The sequence below is a fragment of the Mesorhizobium sp. M8A.F.Ca.ET.161.01.1.1 genome, from assembly GCF_004792105.1.
Classification (GTDB): Bacteria; Pseudomonadota; Alphaproteobacteria; order Rhizobiales; family Rhizobiaceae; genus Mesorhizobium.
This window is the reverse complement of the sequence record NZ_SRTD01000006.1, coordinates 82,416-101,811: the sequence shown is the minus strand read 5'-3', so window position 1 is coordinate 101,811 and position 19,396 is coordinate 82,416. Positions and strand designations below refer to the sequence as shown.

The 19,396-nt window shown below is 59.6% G+C and carries 16 protein-coding genes; 11 read left to right on the top strand and 5 right to left on the bottom strand.

The features are described 5' to 3' along the window. Positions 1–76: 76 nt before the first annotated feature. Positions 77–898, top strand: coding sequence for a helix-turn-helix transcriptional regulator (locus EN804_RS16985; RefSeq protein ID WP_127870954.1), 822 nt, complete (start codon positions 77–79; stop codon positions 896–898). Between the two features lie 54 nt (positions 899–952). Here EN804_RS16985 and hisN read toward each other — a convergent pair whose 3' ends face one another. From hisN to EN804_RS16970, 3 genes are all read right to left on the bottom strand, one after another. Then, complete coding sequence (gene hisN, locus EN804_RS16980; protein WP_135920362.1) at positions 953–1,744, bottom strand: histidinol-phosphatase; 792 nt, start codon at positions 1,742–1,744, stop codon at positions 953–955. A 146-nt stretch (positions 1,745–1,890) separates the two neighbouring features. Continuing rightward, positions 1,891–2,916 carry a glycoside hydrolase family 3 N-terminal domain-containing protein gene (locus EN804_RS16975; protein ID WP_135920360.1) on the bottom strand — a complete coding sequence of 342 codons (1,026 nt, stop codon included), beginning with the start codon at positions 2,914–2,916 and terminating at the stop codon, positions 1,891–1,893. Positions 2,917–2,979: 63 nt separating this feature from the next. Beyond that, positions 2,980–4,149, bottom strand: coding sequence for a Gfo/Idh/MocA family oxidoreductase (locus EN804_RS16970; protein WP_135920358.1), 1,170 nt, complete (start codon positions 4,147–4,149; stop codon positions 2,980–2,982). A 545-nt stretch (positions 4,150–4,694) separates the two neighbouring features. On the opposite strand from EN804_RS16970, the gene EN804_RS16965 reads away from it, so the two are divergent. Continuing rightward, positions 4,695–5,453 carry a DeoR/GlpR family DNA-binding transcription regulator gene (locus EN804_RS16965; RefSeq protein ID WP_135917242.1) on the top strand — a complete coding sequence of 253 codons (759 nt, stop codon included), beginning with the start codon at positions 4,695–4,697 and terminating at the stop codon, positions 5,451–5,453. 26 nt (positions 5,454–5,479) lie between these two features. Here EN804_RS16965 and EN804_RS16960 read toward each other — a convergent pair whose 3' ends face one another. Further along, on the bottom strand, positions 5,480–6,364 hold the full coding sequence (locus tag EN804_RS16960) for a sugar phosphate isomerase/epimerase family protein (protein WP_135920356.1): 885 nt from the start codon (positions 6,362–6,364) through the stop codon (positions 5,480–5,482). A gap of 372 nt (positions 6,365–6,736) precedes the next feature. Here EN804_RS16960 and EN804_RS16955 point away from each other — a divergent pair, with 372 nt between their 5' ends. The 9 genes from EN804_RS16955 to EN804_RS16915 all read left to right on the top strand — a co-directional run bounded on the left by EN804_RS16955 (position 6,737) and on the right by EN804_RS16915 (position 18,399). After that, positions 6,737–8,539, top strand: a complete 1,803-nt coding sequence (locus tag EN804_RS16955) for a thiamine pyrophosphate-binding protein (protein WP_135917240.1) — start codon at positions 6,737–6,739, stop codon at positions 8,537–8,539. Between the two features lie 100 nt (positions 8,540–8,639). After that, a complete protein-coding gene (hisD, locus tag EN804_RS16950; protein WP_135920354.1) occupies positions 8,640–9,950 on the top strand; it encodes a histidinol dehydrogenase in 1,311 nt (436 codons plus the stop codon). A gap of 64 nt (positions 9,951–10,014) precedes the next feature. Beyond that, complete coding sequence (locus EN804_RS16945) at positions 10,015–11,268, top strand: ABC transporter substrate-binding protein (protein WP_189524528.1); 1,254 nt, start codon at positions 10,015–10,017, stop codon at positions 11,266–11,268. An 89-nt stretch (positions 11,269–11,357) separates the two neighbouring features. Further along, positions 11,358–12,254, top strand: coding sequence for a sugar ABC transporter permease (locus EN804_RS16940; protein WP_127870960.1), 897 nt, complete (start codon positions 11,358–11,360; stop codon positions 12,252–12,254). Continuing rightward, positions 12,244–13,164 (top strand): carbohydrate ABC transporter permease, encoded by a 921-nt coding sequence (locus EN804_RS16935; protein ID WP_245511668.1) that lies wholly within the window; start codon positions 12,244–12,246, stop codon positions 13,162–13,164. Before EN804_RS16940 ends, EN804_RS16935 begins: the two co-directional genes overlap by 11 nt. Positions 13,165–13,168: 4 nt before the next feature. Beyond that, on the top strand, positions 13,169–14,269 hold the full coding sequence (gene ugpC, locus EN804_RS16930) for a sn-glycerol-3-phosphate ABC transporter ATP-binding protein UgpC (RefSeq protein ID WP_127870961.1): 1,101 nt from the start codon (positions 13,169–13,171) through the stop codon (positions 14,267–14,269). Positions 14,270–14,278: 9 nt separating this feature from the next. Further along, the gene (locus EN804_RS16925; protein ID WP_127870962.1) at positions 14,279–15,775 is read left to right on the top strand and encodes a GMC family oxidoreductase; all 1,497 of its coding nucleotides are present in this window, start codon (positions 14,279–14,281) and stop codon (positions 15,773–15,775) included. 97 nt (positions 15,776–15,872) lie between these two features. After that, positions 15,873–17,288, top strand: coding sequence for an aspartate ammonia-lyase (locus EN804_RS16920; RefSeq protein WP_127870963.1), 1,416 nt, complete (start codon positions 15,873–15,875; stop codon positions 17,286–17,288). Positions 17,289–17,589: 301 nt separating this feature from the next. Next, positions 17,590–18,399, top strand: coding sequence for an IclR family transcriptional regulator (locus EN804_RS16915; protein ID WP_245511669.1), 810 nt, complete (start codon positions 17,590–17,592; stop codon positions 18,397–18,399). A gap of 93 nt (positions 18,400–18,492) precedes the next feature. Here EN804_RS16915 and EN804_RS16910 read toward each other — a convergent pair whose 3' ends face one another. Beyond that, entirely contained in the window at positions 18,493–19,365 is an 873-nt protein-coding gene (locus tag EN804_RS16910; protein WP_167531282.1) for a dihydrodipicolinate synthase family protein, read from the bottom strand. Positions 19,366–19,396 lie beyond the last annotated feature (31 nt).

Sequence of the window (19,396 nt, the reverse complement as noted above, 5' to 3'; positions counted from 1 at the left end):
CTTCGCATCTGATTGAGTTCTGCATTAATGTGGCGTACACAGAGCGTCTAGTCGCGTCACCAGGAAGGCCGCCAGATTGAACCACCTCGCAGGGGATAATGCCGCGCTGGCGGCGAATTTGAGAACCCTCTGCGACCGTCACGGGTCTGTGGCTGCCGTTTGTCGCAAATTAAACGTCAACCGGCAACAATTTAACAAATATTTGTCCGGCGCCCACGTGCCGTCGAGCGCCAACCTGCGCACGATCGCCAACTTCTTCGGGCTGAGCGTCCCGATCCTTTTCTCCAACCCGGAGGAATTTCGGACGCTGATCGACGGCAATTTTTTTCATGCAATGTCGACTGCCCGGCATTTGCCTGAGTTTGTGAATTTCCTCTCCAACATTGTTTTTGACAGCACCGTTCAGGATTCCGAGATCCTGGGTGTTTATGACCGGTATCAGTTTTCTTCGATCTACAAAGGCTTCATCCTGAAATCGGCATTCTGCTTGTACAGATCGGATAAGTTTCTGCAGCATTACTATATTGAACGGTTTCCGAGCTTCGACAAGCCGGGAAAAACCGAATATGTCTTTAAGTACTATGGTTTTAGTTTCCCGGTGGCGGACAGGCTATTCACAGCAGATTTCGAAGGCATTCAGAGCAATGAGCTCACCTTCGGCGTCTACGCGCAGGTCAAGCGAAATGCCAAGCGCTTCATGTTCGGCATTGCTAGCGGCATCGCGGCCAATGCCTTTCGTCAACCCTACTCAACGAAGGTCGCTTTGCACTACAAGGGACCGGGCCTGCTTCAGCGCCGTCACCTGAAGGAGCTTACAGTGATCGACAGGGGTGATCCGAGCATTCCCAGGGAAGTGCTGCAGTACCTCGGGGACGGGTCCGACATGATACAGATGTAGTCTCGAGCCGTTCAGGTTGCGAGGCTGTAGTCCGATGCTACCCGCGAAGCTGGCCTATGCCGTGCCGAGAAGCGCACTCAGCGCCAGCCGATGGAGCGCAGGCGTGGCCGAGGCAAGGACCGGCCCTCCCTCTTCGGCGCGGCCACCATCGATGCGTGTGACGACGCCGCCCGCTTTCTCGATGATCGGTATCAGGGCGACAATGTCGTAGGGCTGCAGGGATGGCTCAAGCGACAGATCGATCCGACCCGCCGCCAGCATGGCGAAGGCGTAGCATTCCCCGCCATACCGGGTCATCTTTACAGCGCTGTCCAGCCGTTCGAAACCGGCCTTGAGATCACCATGAAAATGCTCGGGTGAGTTGGTATGGAGAATGGCGTCGGAAAGGTTGTCGATTTTGCGCGTCCTGAGCGCCTTTCGCTCGCCGGCGCGCTGGCGCCATGCGCCCGTTGCGTCCGCCCAGAACCGTTCGCCGATATAGGGCTGGCTGAGCATCCCCATTTCGGCATGGCCGCGATTGGTCAGACCGATGAGCGTCCCCCAGACCGGAATGCCGCAGATGAAAGGTCGCGTTCCGTCAACGGGATCGAGGACCCATCGCCAGTCGCTGCCGCCGCCCGTCTCGCCGAATTCCTCGCCGAGTACCGCGTGGTCCGGGAACTCTTTCACTATGGCGGCACGCAACGCGATTTCGGCCTCGCGATCTGCCTCGGTCACCGGATCGAACCTGTATCCAGCCTTCACCTTTGTCTCTACGGCGAGGTCGACCAGATAGCGGGGCAGGGTCTCGGCGTCCGCCAAATCAGCCAGATGGTGCAGGAAGGACGAGTCCGGGAGCTTTGACATGGGTTCCATCTCCAACTAGTCGAATGCGGCTGCCGCCTTGGGTCAAACGCTGGATCGAGTTTCAATTTTGAGGTGCGCCCTCTTGTCTGTCTAGAACAAGCACCGGGCAATTTCATCCAGCGCAGGCTTGCGCGACCGGTCGGTCCTCAGGCCGCCTGCAAGGACAGAGCAGAATCCCCAGCCAGCAGACGCACCGCGCTCGCCGCACGGGCAACGACACCTCGTTCGAGTTTGCCGGCGCGGACACTGGCGATGATAGTGTTTGCCACCTCATCGACCTGGGGCCCGCCCGCCAACAGAAGAAGGTCGACGCCGGCTTTGAGCGACGCCATCGCGGCTTCCGGAACCGTGCGGCCGCGCAACGTTCCAGGCAGATCGAGATCGTCCGAAACAATCAGGCCACGGAACCTGTGGGCACCGCGAAGCATCGCGACCACCTTTGCGGAAGTCGACGAAGGCTCGGTCGGATCGATTGCATCGACCGGTATGGGCCCGGTCATGATGGCGCGCACACCCGCCGCAATGGCCGCGTCGAAGCATTTCAGATTGGGTTTGAGCTCGTCCAGCGAGGCAGTGACCGACACAGTCGCGCTGTCGTGCGGGTCTTCAGGCACATGGGGATGGCCGGGAAAGTGCTTTGCTGTTGCCGCCACCCCCTGGCTCTGTACGCCTCTAATGAATGCCGACGCGGCGCGACTGACTATGTCGCTATCCACGGAAAAGGTGCGGTCAAGCAGCCAGGGATTGCTTCCGGTTACCAGGTCTACGACGGGGGCCAGGAAGAAGTTGATGCCGCAGGATTTGGCGGCGCGAGCGGCCTCAACACCAAAGTGCTCGATCTCGGTCTCCTTCATCTCCAGAACTTCGCGCGGATGAGGAAGTTGGGGTCCGAGGGTGTGGAGGCGGTGTACCCCTCCCAGTTCGTAATCGATTGCGATCAGCACGTCGCCGGCAAGCGCCCGCGCGCGATCGTGGTAATCCAGGAGAAGCTGCTGCGTTTCCGATTGCTGCCTAACTGGCGACATGCGACGTGCCACATATTCCTCGCGCGTCGATCCGAGAAGGGAAGCGACGCCGCCGGCACTGAAGAAAGAGGTCGATCCTTCGGTGAACTCGACCTTGTCATAGGCGGGCAGGAGCACTGCATAAGCGTCGCGGGAGAGGTCATCCATTTTTTCAGTCCTGATGTTTTTGCTTTGAGAGGACAGGGTCCAATTATTTGGTGTTTGTCTACGTCAGGAAGCCGGGAACGCGACCCAGGATTTCGACGCTGACGACGTGACGCTGATCTCGGACAGCAGGACGCCCCTTAGCCCTTCGTAGATATCGGGAACCGGCACCTGCAGCGCTTTTCGCCAGTTTCGGCCTGCCTCAAGCGCCGTCGCATAGTCGCTGTACAAGACAGCGAGCGCTTCGAGGTAGCCTTCGGGAGAGCCGGCCGGCAGGCTGGTCGCCAGTTTCGCGTCGGCCGACAGGTCGCCGTTTCCGCGACGATAGGTGAGGTCGCCTTGGCCAAGACGGAAGACGCTAAGCGTTTCCGGCGCCTCCTGCCGCCATTCCATGGTGGCCTTGGAGCCGACGATCTTGAAGCGCAGGCCGTTGCGATGGCCAGGAGCGGCAAAGGAGGACCACAAGACGCCGTTGGCGTTGCCCTCGAATTCCAGCTGGATCAAGTCAGTGTCGTCCAACCCAAAGGAATCGACGGTTCGCATCAGGTTGGCGCTGAGTGCTGTGCATCGGAGCCCGGACACAAACTCGAGGATATTGAAAGCGTGCGTGCCGATATCCCCCAGCGCGCCCGTCGGTCCCGCCTTTGCCGGATCGCCGCGCCATATCCCGCCCTTGCCCAGTTTCGAGGGGTCGTTGACCAACCATTCGAGCAGATACTCAACGTGCATGAAGCGAACCTGCCCGATCTCGCCCGCGCGAATACGAGCGCGCGCGTCTCGGACGATGGGATAGCCTGTATAGGTGTATGTCACGGCAAAGAACGTGTCATTGGCCGCCGCTATCCGCTGAAGCTCGCGCGCCTGCTCCGACGAGTGGACCAGCGGCTTTTCGCAGATGACAGGAATGCCCGCGTCGAGAAACGCTTTGCACGGTTCGAAATGCAGATGATTGGGCGTGACGATGATCGCGACTTCGATCGCATCGTCGCGTGCTGCTTCGGAGGCCGCCATGTCTTGGAAGCTGAGGTAATTGCGGTCCGCAGCCACCCCAAGCGCGTCGCCCGCTTCAACGCATGTTTGCGGGTCGGACGAGAAAGCGCCAGCTACAAGTTCGAAACGATTGGTAAGCCGCATGGCAGTTCGGTGGCGACTTGCAAAGAATGAACCACGACCGCCTCCCACCATTCCGGCGCGAAGACGACGTTTGCGGGGGATGTCATTCGTTAGAAGGCTCATAGGTACCCATTGCGCATTTCGGCCACTGTCTGGACCGGTCGGAGACGGATGTTGTACTCTTCCAATTCGACAGCGGCGGCGCCGAGGAAAAGTCCCAGGGTACCCTTCCACTCGCTAGATCAAGCGACAAGTTCGCACGGTTCCAATCTGTGACGCACAGTGACGCGATGCGCCTAGATCGCTGTCCATCGTGCATCGAGTCCAGACTCCCATTTGAGCGCCGCTCAGCCGCGATGGTATCCGCGCCCCGTAAGCGGTCGGACAGCACGGGTTGGTATGGTGGATACGATGTTCCGCGACCCGTTCCCCCTTTTCCCGCGTCGGAGATGGACGTCCAAATGCGTCAGGAATGATGACTGTGCGAAATTGCGTCGGTGAGCGGCAGGTAGTGAGACTTGTCGACCACATGATCGATGAGCAGCGCCCTTGGCTCGACAGGCAGCGCCGGTTCATGATGACATTGTGGCTTGGGACGGTAGGGAGTTATATCCTCTAGCGATGAAGACGAAATTGGAAGCTGCCCATGATCTGCCTGGGAGGTCTGGATGATGCTTTCGGAAGAGCGTCAGGCGATCATACGCGATAGATTGGCCGAGCAAGGCAAGGTCCTGGCCAATGCGCTAGCGCTTGAGTTCCGCGTGTCGGAAGACACCGTACGCCGCGATCTTCGCGACCTTGCCAAAGCCGGGATTTGCCGCAGGGTCTACGGCGGAGCGCTCGCCAAGGCATCGGCGGCCGGCACCGGAGGTGAGCGGTTGAAAATTTCCGCCACCGATCTCGCGGTGCTGACTGCTGCCGCAACTAGGCTCGTGCGACCGGGCGCAGTGATCCTGATGGATCAAGCAGCCCTAAACGTCGCCTGCGCTGGCGCTTTGCCCCGTGACATGACCTTGACGGTTGTGACGAACGCTCCGTCTGTCGCGACGGCATTGGCAGGGCATCGTCAAGCGCGCGTGGTTCTGTTGGGCGGCCTATACGACCAGGACAGAGGATGCTCTTTCGGACCCGTCTGCCTCTCGCAGTTGGAGCAGTTCCATGCCGATCTCTTCATTGCCGCCGATTGTGCCATAGATGCTTCCGTCGGCTTGACCGCGTTCGACCTTGCCGAGGCTGAAATCAAACGCGTCATGTGCAGGCGAAGTGCCGCTCGGGTGGTTTTTGCTACCGTCGACAGGATGTCGAGGGTTGCGCCCTTTCAGGTTTCGGGACCTGGAGAGATCGACCATTTGGTGGTTGGGCGCCAGCTAACTGCGGAGACCCTCGAATTGTTTAGCAAGCAGGGCACGGTGATCCACCGCGCATAGGGCGGTCCACATCGAAGCCTCCACGATTAAGGACCTCCGACAAGATCCTGCATGAGAGTTTTGAGATCGCGTGCGACCTCATAGCTGTTCATCTGATGCTGCTTGTTGCAGAACAGCTCGCAGCTCCACCAGCCATCGTAGCCGGTGGACTTCACGGCAGTCACCCACTCTCTGAGATCTAGGGCGCCTTTGCCTGTTTCCACGTCGCGCAGTACGGGCTCGTTGGGGACTCCACCCGCAAACGGGAGAGAGTCGCAGATGTGCACGCCGTAAATCAGATCCTTGTCCAATCGCGAGATTTGTTCGGGACCGTCGCCTGAGGTGTAACAGTGCCAGAAGTCGACGACGAGACGTATGTTGTCGCGCGCTGCTTTCCTGATGGTGCGAAGCTGCCTGTCGAGGGTGTTGAGCGGCGTCCAGGACAGCGCTTCGTGGTAGATGACCAGATTGCGCTGGGCGGCAATGTCGGCGACCGCGGCCAATCCAGACGCCGTAATGTCGATCTGCTCCTCTATCGGCAGGCCAACAACGCCTCGGTAGAGATCAGGTCGCCGCGTAACGCTGGTGGGATCCAGCGCCTCGAGACTGATTGGACCCGTAATGACCTGAATGCCCCTTGCTCCAACCGCCGCGGCAAGGTCAGTCAACGCTTCCGCGTCTTTTAGCAGGTCCTTTCGGGCGTCGCCGTAGCGTTCCACGTCGAGAAGAAAACCAATGCCTGGAATGAAGGTGTCACCGACAAGGCGCCGCAACTCCTGGGGACTGAAACCAGCGTCCAGGAAAGCGCGAATCTTGGCACTGGATGCTTCCAGCCCGTCGAAACCGATCTGGTGCGCGATATCGAGATCAAGTGCTAGCGTGCCGTATCGCGCGACAAGGGCATGCAGGACAATCTGGTTGCGCTTCGACATGGGTTCGACCGTCGTAAGTGGTTGACATTGCCAGCAAGCAAGCCATACGCCCTGTTGAGACGGAATTGCGCGGCGGTGCGAATTCTTGCGCGATATGCAGCACATATCGCGTTACATCGCGTCGAAAATCGCCAGGAATCGTGACGCATGTTGCGCTTGGCTGGAGCCTGTATCGGCACATATCGCCCACCGGCCTCTGGAAGTGGTTAACCCCTACTGTCGCAACTCTTCTCTGATAGCGCGTCACATTGCTTCGAATAAACCTACCCTGCGAACTTGTCGCAGGGCCATGCTTGGCTGCTTACTAAGAGCATGGACGAGGAGCATATCTCGCAACCGCCTCGTCAGCCAAAAACATAAGAGGGTCGAACAATGAAACTGACCGGTGGGCAGATCGTCGCAAGAGCGCTCAAGGAATATGGCGTCGAATATGTGGCTGGCGTACCTGGACACGGCATCTGGGCCTTGTTCGATGCTTTTCTAGAAGACGGCTCGCAGTTACCCTTTATCCAGGTCATGCATGAACAGAGCGCCGTTCACATGGCGGACGGCTATTTCCGCGCCAGCGGCAAGCCCATGGCATGTTCGACGTCGGTAGGACCCGGCGCTACCAATACGATCATTGGTCTTGCGACAGCCTACTGCGACTCAACGTCATTGTTCTATGTCTCGGGCTCGCCACAGACCTACATGCATGGCCACGGCACCATGCAGGAGATCGAGCGCCAGCAGGACAACGCCTTTGCGCGCATCACCGAGCAGGTGACCAAACGCGCCTGGCAGGCGCAATCTGTCGAGGTTCTGCCGAGCATCATGCATCGCGCCTTCAACGAGATGCTCACCGGCCGTCCGGGCCCCGTGCATGTCGAGGTACCGATGGACGTGCAGGTCGAGGCGGCGGACGTTACCATTCATCCGCTGGACAAGCGCCTGCCGATCGGTGTGGCTTACCCGGATCCGAGCGCGATCGAGGCGGCGGTAAAGCTTCTGTTGACTGCCGAACGGCCGGTCATCGTCGCCGGTGGCGGCGCCATCACGGCCAACGCTTCGAATGAATTGACGCGTTTGGCCGAGCAGCTCGGCGCGGCGGTTTCAATCACCTGGAACGGCAAGGGCGCCATCTCGGAAGATCATGAGCTCTTCATCGGCGCGGTCGGCCAGACCGGCACGACCTGCGGCAACAAGATCACCGCGTCCGCGGACGTCGTGATCTCCGTCGGTTGCCGCTTCACAGATTGGTCGGCTTCTTCCTACGCCAAGGGCGTTTCGTTCTCGATCCCCCCGGGCAAGCTGATCCACATCGATCTTGACCCGCGCGAGATTGGCAAAACCTATCCGACCGAGGTGGGCATCGTTTCCGACGCAAAGGTGGCGTTGGAGGCAATCCTGGCGTTGATCTCGGAGGCTGATGCAAAGAAGGCCTTGGCGAAACGCGAGAAGTTCCTGGCCGACGTCCAGAAAGCGAAGGCTGACTGGATCGCTCTAGTGTCGCCGCGCGAAAACAGCCGCGAAACGCCCTTCACGTCGCAGCGCCCCCTGGTCGCTTTGCGCAAGGTACTCGACCGCAATGGCATCGTGGTTGTCGGTTCGGGCAACACCCAGGGTTCGGTGAAGCAAAGCTTCCCGGTCTACGAGCCGCGCACTCATCTGACCTCCGGCTCCTATTCGCCGATGGGCTGGGCGGTGCCGGCGGCGTTGGGCGCCAAGCTCGCATGCCCGGATCGTCAGGTCGTGGCGATCGTTGGCGACGGCGACTTCATGATGTCGCTGCCCGAAATGGGCACTGCCGTGATGAACGGCATCAACGTGGTGTTCCTGGTGTTGAACAACTCGGGCTACATGTCGATCCGCGGTGGCCAGCGCAAGTTCATGGGTCGCCACATCGCATCCGAATTTACCCATCACTCCGGCAATGGCCAGCCTTACTCGGCCGATATCGTGGCTTCCGCCCGCGCATTCGGGCTTGAGGCCTGGAAAGTCGAGAAGGATGAAGATCTCGAAAGCAGCCTGAAGGCAGCTTTGGATTGCGGCGGGCCGGCTCTCGTCGAAGTCATCGTCTCGCGCGACGCGGCGGGCCCGTTCGCGACCGGCTGGTGGGATTTTCCGTCGCCGGCCTACTACGAAAAAGAACAGGCCGGATACGCCGAGATGCGCGCCCGCGAGCAGCACCTCTAGCAGGACCGACGTGAGGGCGGGCCGTCCCCGCCCTCAAACTTCGCCACCCATCTCGTTGAGGATGCGGCGCCCACGCGCTCGCGAACGAAGAGCTATTGCCATGATACGCACCGTCAAATCCGCCCGAGGCAGTACCGCAGACGATGGTCAGCCGGCAGTTACCACGACGGTTCAGGCCTTGCTGGCCCAGGTGGAGAAGGGCGGCGACAAGGCGGTGCGCGAATTGTCCGTCCGCTTCGACAAGTTCGACAGGGATGACTATCGCCTGACCAAGGCCGAGATCGACGGATGCATCAACGCGTTGACCAAGCGCGAACGCGAGGATCTCGATTTCGCGCAGGATCAGGTGCGCAGGTTCGCCGAAGCCCAGCGCGCGACCCTTCTTGATCTGGAGATCGAAACGCTGCCTGGGGTCGTTTTGGGCCACAAGAACGTACCGATCCAGAATGTCGGATGCTATGTCCCGGGCGGTAAATATCCGCTGCTTGCGTCCGCCCACATGACCGTCTTGACCGCCCGAGTGGCTGGCTGCGAGCGCGTCATCACTTGCGCCCCGCCGTTTCAGGGCAAGATCGCCGAAAAGATTGTCGCCGCCCAGGCGCTCGCCGGTGCCGACGAAATTTACTGCCTCGGTGGCGTCCAGGCGATTGCCGCCATGGCCTACGGCACGGAGACGATCGCTCCCGTCGATATGCTCGCCGGCCCGGGCAATGCCTACGTCGCGGAAGCCAAACGGCTGCTGTTCGGCAAGGTCGGCATCGACCTCTTCGCCGGTCCGACCGAGACGCTCGTGATTGCCGACGACAGTGTCGACGGCGAGATCGTGGCCACCGATCTGCTTGGCCAGGCGGAGCATGGCGTCAACTCGCCTGCTTTGCTGATCACCAACTCGGAGAAACTTGCCCGCGACACGCTCGATGAAATCGAGCGTCTGCTGAAAATCCTGCCGACCGCGGCTGTCGCGGCCAAAGCCTGGGAGGATTTCGGCGAGATCATCCTGTGCGATACGATTGACGAGATGGTGGCCGAGGCCGATCGCATCGCCTCCGAGCATGTCCAGGTCATGACACGTGATCCGGACTACTTCCTCGAGAAGATGAAGAACTACGGCGCGCTGTTTCTGGGTGCCCGCACGAATGTGTCGTTTGGCGACAAGGTCATCGGCACCAACCATACGCTGCCCACCAACAAAGCCGCGCGCTACACCGGCGGGCTCTGGGTCGGCAAGTTCCTCAAGACTTGCACCTATCAGCGCATCCTGACCGACGAGGCCTCGGCCCTGATCGGTGAGTACGGCTCGCGTCTGTGCCTGATGGAAGGGTTCGCCGGGCACGCCGAGCAAGCCAACATCCGGGTCCGCCGCTACGGCAGAAAAAACGTCGGCTATGCCATGCCGGCCGATCCAACCTGACTCCAACCCGCCCGATAACAGCGAAAATGCGACCGGGCATTTCAACCTCGATAGGGGAATAACGATGACCAAACTCAAGAGAATACTGCTCGCCGCCGCGCTGGGACTGCCCTTTGCGGGTCAGGCAATGGCACAGACCAAAATCGAAGGCCTGCATGTCTGGACGTCGGCGAGCGAGGTCGGGGCCCTGAAGGTGATTACCGACAAGCTCAAGACCATGGGCTTCGAATGGCAGGATAGCGCGGTCGGCGGCGCCAACGGTGCCAACGCCCAGCAGGCACTGCGCACTCGTGTCGCCGCCGGCAATCCGCCTGCGGTGATGCAGTTCCTCGGCTTCGAAGGACTGGGCTGGGCCAAGGAAGGCGTGCTGCGTTCGCTGAATGCCCTGTATGCCAAGAACAACTGGAAAGCCGCCCTTCCGCCGGTGATGCTGCAATTCCTGCAGCAGGATGACACCTTCTTCTCGACCCCAATCAACATGCATCGCCAGAACTGGGTTTGGGCGAACAAGGCCGTCTTCGACAAGGCCGGAATCGCCATTCCCACAACCTGGGACGAGCTTATTGCCAGTGCCGAAAAGCTGAAGGCGATTGGCGTTACGCCGATCGCAATGAGCGACGAGAGCTGGCAGATCGAAGAGCTGTTCGAGTCCATGCTCATCGACGTGAACGGCCCGGATTTCTACAAGAAAGCCGCTATCGATCTCGATGAAACGGCGCTGTCCAGCCCGGAGATGATCAAGACGTTTGAACTGCTGGGCAAGGTGCGTGGATTGCATGACGCCGGCTTCACCGGCCGTGACTGGGCGGCTGCGACCAATCTGGTCGCCAACGGCCAGGCAGGCATGCAGATCATGGGCGACTGGGCGAAGGGCGAATTCCTTGCCAAGGGGATGAAGCCGGGTGTCGATTTCCTCTGCTTCCCGACACCGACCGCAACGCCGAACTACAAGTTCGTGTTCGATACTTTCGGCGGCTTCAAGATCAAAAATGCCGATATCGAAAAAGGGCAGGACGCGGTCGCCGAAGCGATCATGGACCCCGAGGTTCAGAAGAAGTTCAATCTGATCAAGGGCTCGATCCCGGCTCGTCTCGATGTGGCGATGGACGATTTTGACGACTGCGCCAAGCGCAGCTTTTCGGACCGCGTCGCTGCCATAAAGAACAACGCCATCTACGGATCGCTCACCGACGGCTTTGCCGTCGAGCCCCGGTTCTCCGGCGTGTTCCAGGACGTCGTCGGAAAGTTTTTCGTCACCGATATGAGCGCGGAAGACGCGGTCAAATCCCTGGTCGACGGGATCAACAACGCACGCTGAGGCGTGCGTTCGCTGCCGGGGCAATGCCTCCCATGAGGTCCCGGCAGCGCTTCCTCGCAGCTCCATTGACCCAACCTGAGGGCAAGCCGATGAGCAGATCCACCCCTTTGTCGAACCGTATCGAGAATTGGTTGCCACGGCTGGTGTTGGCGCCCAGCCTCTTGGTTGTGCTGGTTGCGGTCTACCTGTTCATCTGCTGGACGGGTTGGATTTCGCTCTCGTCTTCCATGATCGTGCCGAAATACGATTTCGTCGGCCTGAACCAGTATGTCCGTCTGTGGTCGACGCCGCGCTGGCACACGGCGGTGTTCAACCTGTTCGTCTTTTCAACACTGTTCCTGGCACTGACAACCGGCCTCGGACTGTTGATGGCAATCCTTCTCGATCAGAAGATCCGCGTTGAAGGCACATTGCGGGCGATTTTTCTCTATCCGATGGCGCTGTCCTTCATCGTCACCGGCACGGCCTGGAAGTGGATTCTCAACCCCGCTCTGGGCGTGCAGAAAGTGGTCAATGATTTGGGCTGGACCAGCTTCGTGTTTGACTGGATCGCACAGCCGACCTTCGCGATCTATTGCGTGGTGATTGCCGCTGTATGGCAATCGACCGGCTTCGCCATGGCGATCTTTCTGGCGGGCCTGCGCGGCATCGACAATTCGGTCATCAAGGCCGCCCAGATCGAGGGTGCAAGCCTGCCGCGGATCTACCGGACCATCGTCGTGCCGATGCTGCGCCCCGCCTTCCTGAGCGTGATCGTCCTGCTCAGCTATATCGCAATCAAGAGCTTCGATCTTATTCTGGCGCTAACCAACACCGGCCCCGGTTCCGCAACCGAAATGCCTTCCACCTTCATGTACTCCGCCACCTTCCGGCGTGACCAGATGGGCGTCGGTGCAGCCAGTGCGATGATGATGCTGATGACCGTCGCCGCGATCATCGTTCCGTATCTCTATTCAGAGCTGAAGGAGACCCGCGATGGCCACTAATACCGCGTCCTTGGCCACCAATCCCGCGCCCTTGGCTACTAAAGCCGCATCCTTCCGTCGGCAGCATCGAATCGGTCGTGCCGTCATCTACGGCAGCCTGTTCTTCATGGCCGCGTTCTACCTGATGCCGCTGTGGGTGATGATCACCACTTCGGTGAAGCATCTGGACGAGATCTATGCCGGCTCTTTTATCGGTCTGCCGCAGCAAATCACCTTCGACGCCTGGCGCACCGCCTGGTCGGAGGCTTGCAACGGGACCGCCTGCAAAGGACTGAAACCCTATTTCATCAACTCGCTGCTGTTGACGATCCCGGCCGTGATTATGTCGACCGGCATCGGCGCGATCAACGGCTACGTCATTACCAAATGGCGGTTTCCCGGCTCAAACGTGATTTTCGGGCTGCTGTTGTTCGGTTGCTTCCTGCCTTTTCAAGCCGTGATTCTTCCCATGGCGCAAACTTTGGGAATCCTTGGTCTCGCCGGGTCTCTGCCGGGGCTCGTTCTGGTCCACACGGTCTACGGCATCGCGTTCACGACACTCTTCTTCCGCAACTATTTCGTCAGCATTCCCGATGAACTTGTCAGGGCGGCGAAGATCGACGGTGCCGGCTTCATCAGGATCTTCGTATCGATCATGCTGCCGGCGGCCCTGCCGATCATCGTCGTGTCCTGCATCTGGCAGTTCACCCAGATCTGGAACGACTACCTGTTTGGTGCCTCATTCACCGCCGGTGAGAATGCCCCCATCACCGTAGCCCTCAACAACATCGTCAACGTCTCGATGGGGCGCAAGGAATACAACGTCGACATGGCTGCCGCCATGATCGCCGCGCTGCCGACCCTTTTTGTCTACGTCGTCGCTGGACGATATTTCGTGCGCGGCCTTACCGCCGGCGCCGTGAAAGGCTGATGCTATGTCAACTCTTGAAATCGATCGTGCCCGCAAGCTCTATGGTGACCTCGAAGTTCTGAAAGAGGTCAGCATCTCCATCGGAACCGGTGACTTCCTGGTACTGCTCGGCCCTTCGGGCTGCGGCAAGTCCACCCTGCTCAACATGATCGCGGGCCTGGAAGAGATATCGGGCGGAGAAATCCGTATCGCCGGCAAGGTGGTCAACGACCTCTCGCCGAAAGACCGGGATATCGCGATGGTGTTCCAGTCCTACGCGCTGTACCCCACCATGACTGTGCGCCAGAACATCGAGTTCGGCATGAAGATACGCGGAGTGTCGCAGGCCGAGCGGGATAAAGCCGTGAAGACCGCGGCCGACCTGCTCCAGATGACACATCTTTTGGAGAGGAAGCCGTCGCAACTGTCCGGTGGCCAGCGACAGCGTGTAGCGATGGGTCGCGCGATCGTGCGTCAACCCAAGCTGTTCTTGTTCGACGAACCTCTCTCCAACCTGGACGCCAAGTTACGCGTCGACATGCGCACGGAGATCAAGCGTCTCCACGCACGATTGGGAACAACCATCGTATACGTCACCCACGACCAGATCGAGGCCATGACGCTCGCAACGCGCGTCGCCGTGATGAAGGACGGCGTGGTCCAGCACCTCGACGATCCGCAGTCGGTCTACGACCGGCCGGCAAACGTGTACGTGGCCAAGTTCGTTGGCTCGCCATCGATGAACATCATTCCGGCGAAGCTCGAGGTGAAAGAAGGTCGCGCGGTGGCTGTGATCGACATCCCTGGAGCGGCGCCAACTCAACTCGCCGGAATTCCGGTCTCATCGCAGGCGGCCGCCAAATACGCCGGGCGCAGTGTCCTTGTCGGGATCCGTCCTGAACTTTTCAGCGTCGCCGGCGCGCAGTCTGCGGAAAAGTTGTCAGTAAACATCGACGTTGTCGAGCCCACCGGACCCGACACGCTTGCCCTGTTCCAGGCAGGCGGCGTCGAGGTCACGGCGCGCGTGCCACCACGGGCCGTCGCAGCCCGCACGCCCGCGACCCTCGCTGTCGAAACTGCCAAGATCGTGCTGTTCGATGCTGAGACCGAACAACGAATAGATTGAGGCGCCGACTTGGATCAGACAGCAGATATCGTCATCATCGGGTCAGGGATCGGAGGCGCGTCCCTGGCCTACAGCCTTGCCGATAGCGGCAGGCGCATCGTAATCCTGGAACGTGGCGAGCACCTTCGGGATACCCCCGAGGCGCGCGACGACAAAGCGATATTCCTCAAGGGATTTTACCGATCGAGCGAAGAGTGGGTTGGGACCGACGGCGAGGCCTTCCTTCCGGGCAATTATTACTATGTCGGCGGTAATTCCAAGTTCTTTGGCGCGGTCTTGTACCGCTACAGACTGGAAGATTTCTCGCCTCGCCCTCACATGGATGGCGCCTCGCCAGGGTGGCCAATCACCTATAACGAACTCGAGCCGTGGTACGAGCGGGCCGAGACGATCTTCAAGGTGCGCGGCGATGCCTCACAGGATCCGACCGAGCCGCCGCGCTCAAGCCCCTACCGCTTTCCCCCGGTGCAGGACGAGCCGGCCATCGCCGCTGTGCGGGCTCGCCTGAACGGGGCAGGAGTGCACCCCTCCAGTCTTCCTCTGGCCATCGACATCGATGAATGGCTTCGCCGCGCCAAGACCGGATGGGATGCGTTTCCCAATACCGGATCCGGCAAGATCGATGCCGAGGCCGGCCCGCTGGCGGCGGCGCTCAAGCATGGCAATGTCAGCCTCTTGACTGGGGCCAATGTCTTGCGCCTGGAGACTGATCCGGCCGGTCAGCAGGTGATTGCCGCGGTGTTTGTGAAGGATGGCGTTGAGCAGCGCATCAGCGCTGGCGTTTTCGCCGTTGCGGCCGGCGCCGTCCAGACCGCGGCGCTGCTGTTGCGGTCTGCCAATGCCGCGCACCGGCGCGGGCTGGCCAACGGCTCCGACCAACTCGGCCGCAATTTCATGAACCACAACACCACCGCCATGCTGGCGATCGATCCGCTATCCGCTAATACATCGGTTTATCAGAAGACGCTTGCGTTCAACGACTTCTACAATGCCGATCCGGAGACCGGATTTCCGCTGGGAAACGTCCAGTTGCTTGGACACATTACGGGAAACATCCTGAAGGCCAACGCACCATTGCTGCCGCGCTGGCTGGCCGGACTGATTGCCCGCAATTGCTATGGCTGGTTCCTGACCAGCGAGGACCTGCCCAATCCCGACAGCCGCGTCACGGTCAGCAACGGCCGCATCGTCATGCATTGGGTGCGCAGCAACATGCGGGCGCACGAGACCCTCATCCGCAAAACGCGTCACATCATGCGCACGGCTGGCTTCCCCATCGTGCTCACCCGAACCTTCGGCAGGAAGACGACCTCGCATCAGTGCGGCACCGCTAGACTTGGAAACGATCCGCAGACGTCGGTCGTGTCCACGGATTGCCGTTCGCACGAAATCTCAAACCTCTATGTAACCGATGCTTCGGTGCTGCCTACATCGGCGGCTGTGAATCCCGCACTGACCGTCGCGGCCCTCGCCATCAAAGCTGGCGCCGCAATAAAGCAGAGGTGAAGGCGTCGCCTGCGGTCGTCAAGCCGATCTGCTGTCCAGAGGCAAGTGATGAGGCGGTGCGTCGTGCCGGGATTTTGTGCTGAGAGAGGTAGCAATCATGTTTGTCGAACGCATCGAATCCGATCTGATCGGACCGCTCGCTATCCCTGGCAATGTGCTCTACGGCGTGCACACCCGTCGGGCGGAACAGAACTTTGATGTATCCGGGCTGCGCCTGAGGGATTTCCCCGAGCTCATCCAGTCGATGGCCATGGTGAAAAAGGCCGCCGGCCTGGCGAACATGGAACTCGGCCTGCTTTCGCCCGAAAAGACAGAGGCCATATCGGACGCCTGTGACGAACTGATCGGACTCCGTGCGATCGAAGAGAATTTCCCCGTGGACATGATGCAGGGCGGAGCCGGCACGTCCACGAACATGAACGTCAACGAAGTTGTGACGAACCTGGCCTTGATCAAGCTCGGCGCAGCCGTTGGCGACTATACAAGACTCCACCCCAACGACGACGTAAACCTCTCCCAGTCGACCAACGATGTGTATCCGACCGCGATCCGCCTCACTGTGCTGCGAGCCTGCGAGGGGCTGGTATCCGCACAGGTCGGTTTGCGTGAGGCCTTCCGCGCGAAAGCGCTGCAGCACGCAAATGCTCTGAAGGTCGGCAGAACTCAGCTTCAGGATGCCGTTCCGATGACAGTCGGGCAGGAGTTCGGGGCCTTTGCCGAACTGATCGACGAGGACATCATCCAGCTTCAATCGGCATCGAGGTTGTTGCTGGAAATCAACCTCGGCGGATCGGCGATCGGCACGTCGATCAACGTGCCCCGCGAATTCCCCGGCATCGTTTGCCGTCATCTGTCGCAGATATCCGGAATCCAGCTTATCGCCGCGCGCAACTTTATCGAGGCAACGTCCGACACCGGCGGGTTTGTCTCCTTTTCAGGCATGCTGAAGCGCATTGCGGTCAAGCTGACCAAGATCTGCAACGATCTGCGTCTTCTGAGCAGCGGACCGCTCGGCGGCCTTGGGGAGATTCGTTTGCCGCCGGTGCAGGCCGGCTCTTCCATCATGCCTGGCAAGATCAACCCGGTCATTCCGGAGATGATGAATCAGCTCAGTTTCCAGGTCATTGGGAATGATCTTGCCGTAACGCTCGCCGCGAGCGCCGGGCAGCTCCAGTTGAATGCGATGGAGCCGGTGATCGTCTTGAATATCCTGCAGTCCATGCGGTTGTTGACCAAAGGAATGCGGATTTTCAAAGAGCGCTGCATCGACGGGATCGAAGTCGATGAGGATCGCTGCAAAGCCTTGCTGGACCAATCCCTTGCTTTGGCCACGCCGTTGGCGAAGCTCATCGGCTACAGCAAGGCTGCCGAATTGTCGAAGCGCGCTTTGGCTGGCAAGAGAAATTTGCGCCAAGTCGTTGAAGACGAGGGTGTTCTGCTGCCTGAACAAATTGAGCAGATATTCGGTAACAGTGCCGAGTTCGCGGGTCTCTCGAACGCCGCCTCGGCTTGAAGCGCAATCGGCCTCGCTGCGATAAACGATAGAGAAGGAAAAGGCCGGCGCCCTGCGCGTCGGGTGGCGGTCAGACAATCATCGACTCTTGTTCGACTGTGTTGCCTGATGTTTCGGTGAGTGATATCGTTGTTTGGCAGGTGTAAAATACGAGTCGCTTCACCCATTGTCGAGGTTTCCCGTTCGGGCATTGGGGCAGCGGGACCGCTTCAGCACTGAATATCTCTGATTGAGCGCTTGCTGACTTAGGCAACGGCCAATTTTGCTGGCGTCTGCCCATGCCTCATTCGGAGTTGGCTAGTTGACAGAACCATCACAAAATTTGACCGAGAAAGTCCGTTTCGACGCTGTTGATCGGACGATGGCGATCCTGCGCGTCCTTGAGAAGGCGGAAGGGCCATTGTCTCTATCCGCGATCGCCAGGGAGGTTGACCTCGGTAAACCAACGACGTTGCGATATCTGGCAAGCTTGGTCGGCCATGGGGTCATCGAGCGCGTCGACGGAAATGGCTACACGTTGGGTATCGACCTGTTTATGCTGGGACAGAAAGCGTTGCACCGCCGTGACATTCGCGCCGTGGCTCGCCCTTATCTGCAGAAATTGTATGAACACTTCAATGAAACCATAAACTTGGCACTGCTAGTCCGCCAGGAAGTCGTGGTCGTCGACAGTATCGAGACAACACAGATGCTGAGGCAGGGCGGGGCGGTTGGTTCAGTGAATCCCTGGCATGCGTCATCCCTGTCCAAAAGCATATTGGCGTGGCTCGATCGCGGCGAGGCCAACCGGTTGCTTCAGCGGTGCAGTTTTGACCGTTACACGCCGCGGACATTGACCAGCGCAGCCAAGGTCCTGGCCGAATTGCCGGAGATCGTCGAACTTGGTTACGCCGTGGACAATGAAGAGGCCACGATAGGCAGCAGGTGTGTCGGGGCAGCGATATTCGATGCCTCGGGTCGACCGATCGGAGCAATTAGCATCTCCGGTCCGACGACCCGCGTTGTTGACGATGCGATCCCGTCCGTGGGGGCCCATCTGGTCGAGGTTACTGCGCAACTGTCGCGAGCAATTGGATTCCCCGGCAGAAGGGATTCCCGCGTCGGCGCTTGAGAATCGGACGCCATCGCTAGCGGAAAAATCGCGTACTGTAGAGAGGCGGGATCGTCTACCTCGAGAGTGAGACGACCCGCCCAGAAAATCTTCTTATCGCAGTCCGGCGACCCTGAGAGCGTCGTCGATGGCCGCTTTATCAGTTTCGCCAATCCGGTCCAGCGGACGGATGGGCGTCCCGACATCCCGGCCAAGCATGCCGATCGCGTACTTTATGCGGGTGGGAAAATTGGTTGCCTGACTGACTTCGCGGCAAATCGGGCCGATGGCTTTGGTCAACTGCATCGCTTCTGCGATATTGCCGTCCTTGAACGCCCGATAGATATCGACGTTCTGCTTCGGCAATACCGCGTGAACGCCGCAGATCGAAGCCTCCGCGCCCATCACATAGCCGGCAAGTGTGATCGGGTCATAGCCGGCAGCTATAGTCACGTGATCGCCGACAGTCTGCACAAGCTCCCCTATGTTCTGGAATACACACTTGATTGCAATGACTTCAGGCAGGCGAGCAATCGTCTTCAAGAGATCGACGGAATAATTGAAGTGGTCGTAAAAGACGATTGGCAACTCGGATGCGGCAGCCACATCTGTGATAAATGCAAGCGCCGATTCGTCTGTCATGCCGTTGTAAGTCGGTGGGCAGAGTAGCAACGCGGCGGCGCCTGCCTCTTTCGCAAGCAGAGACCGGTGAATGGCGTCCTTGGTCGTATCGGGGATGATGCCGGCGATGACGCGCAGATTGCTCTTGGTCGTCGCGGTGCGGATCAAGGTCGCCAGCTCCTCGGCGTTCAGCTCGTTGCCGGATCCGGTGCTGCCGCCAATGATGATTACCCTGATGCCGGATGCTTCCATGAACGAAAGTTCGCGTTCAAAGCAATCGAAATCGATTGTCTCATCGCGGTTAAACGGCGTGACGATCGGTGTAATAACGCCTCTGACTTCTTCGCGCCTTAGTGCCTCAACCATTTGCATTTCCTGCTGAGAGGGATCGTTGTGA

Excerpts from the sequence above, each read along its gene's own strand:
- hisN (WP_135920362.1), bottom strand. The coding sequence starts at position 1,744 with ATGTCAAAGCTCCCGGACTCGTCCTTCCTGCACCATCTGGCTGATTTG.
- EN804_RS16975 (WP_135920360.1), bottom strand. The coding sequence starts at position 2,916 with ATGGATGACCTCTCCCGCGACGCTTATGCAGTGCTCCTGCCCGCCTAT.
- EN804_RS16970 (WP_135920358.1), bottom strand. The coding sequence starts at position 4,149 with ATGAGCCTTCTAACGAATGACATCCCCCGCAAACGTCGTCTTCGCGCC.
- EN804_RS16965 (WP_135917242.1), top strand. The coding sequence starts at position 4,695 with ATGATGCTTTCGGAAGAGCGTCAGGCGATCATACGCGATAGATTGGCC.
- EN804_RS16960 (WP_135920356.1), bottom strand. The coding sequence starts at position 6,364 with ATGTCGAAGCGCAACCAGATTGTCCTGCATGCCCTTGTCGCGCGATAC.
- EN804_RS16955 (WP_135917240.1), top strand. The coding sequence starts at position 6,737 with ATGAAACTGACCGGTGGGCAGATCGTCGCAAGAGCGCTCAAGGAATAT.
- hisD (WP_135920354.1), top strand. The coding sequence starts at position 8,640 with ATGATACGCACCGTCAAATCCGCCCGAGGCAGTACCGCAGACGATGGT.
- EN804_RS16945 (WP_189524528.1), top strand. The coding sequence starts at position 10,015 with ATGACCAAACTCAAGAGAATACTGCTCGCCGCCGCGCTGGGACTGCCC.
- EN804_RS16940 (WP_127870960.1), top strand. The coding sequence starts at position 11,358 with ATGAGCAGATCCACCCCTTTGTCGAACCGTATCGAGAATTGGTTGCCA.
- EN804_RS16935 (WP_245511668.1), top strand. The coding sequence starts at position 12,244 with ATGGCCACTAATACCGCGTCCTTGGCCACCAATCCCGCGCCCTTGGCT.
- ugpC (WP_127870961.1), top strand. The coding sequence starts at position 13,169 with ATGTCAACTCTTGAAATCGATCGTGCCCGCAAGCTCTATGGTGACCTC.
- EN804_RS16920 (WP_127870963.1), top strand. The coding sequence starts at position 15,873 with ATGTTTGTCGAACGCATCGAATCCGATCTGATCGGACCGCTCGCTATC.
- EN804_RS16910 (WP_167531282.1), bottom strand. The coding sequence starts at position 19,365 with ATGGTTGAGGCACTAAGGCGCGAAGAAGTCAGAGGCGTTATTACACCG.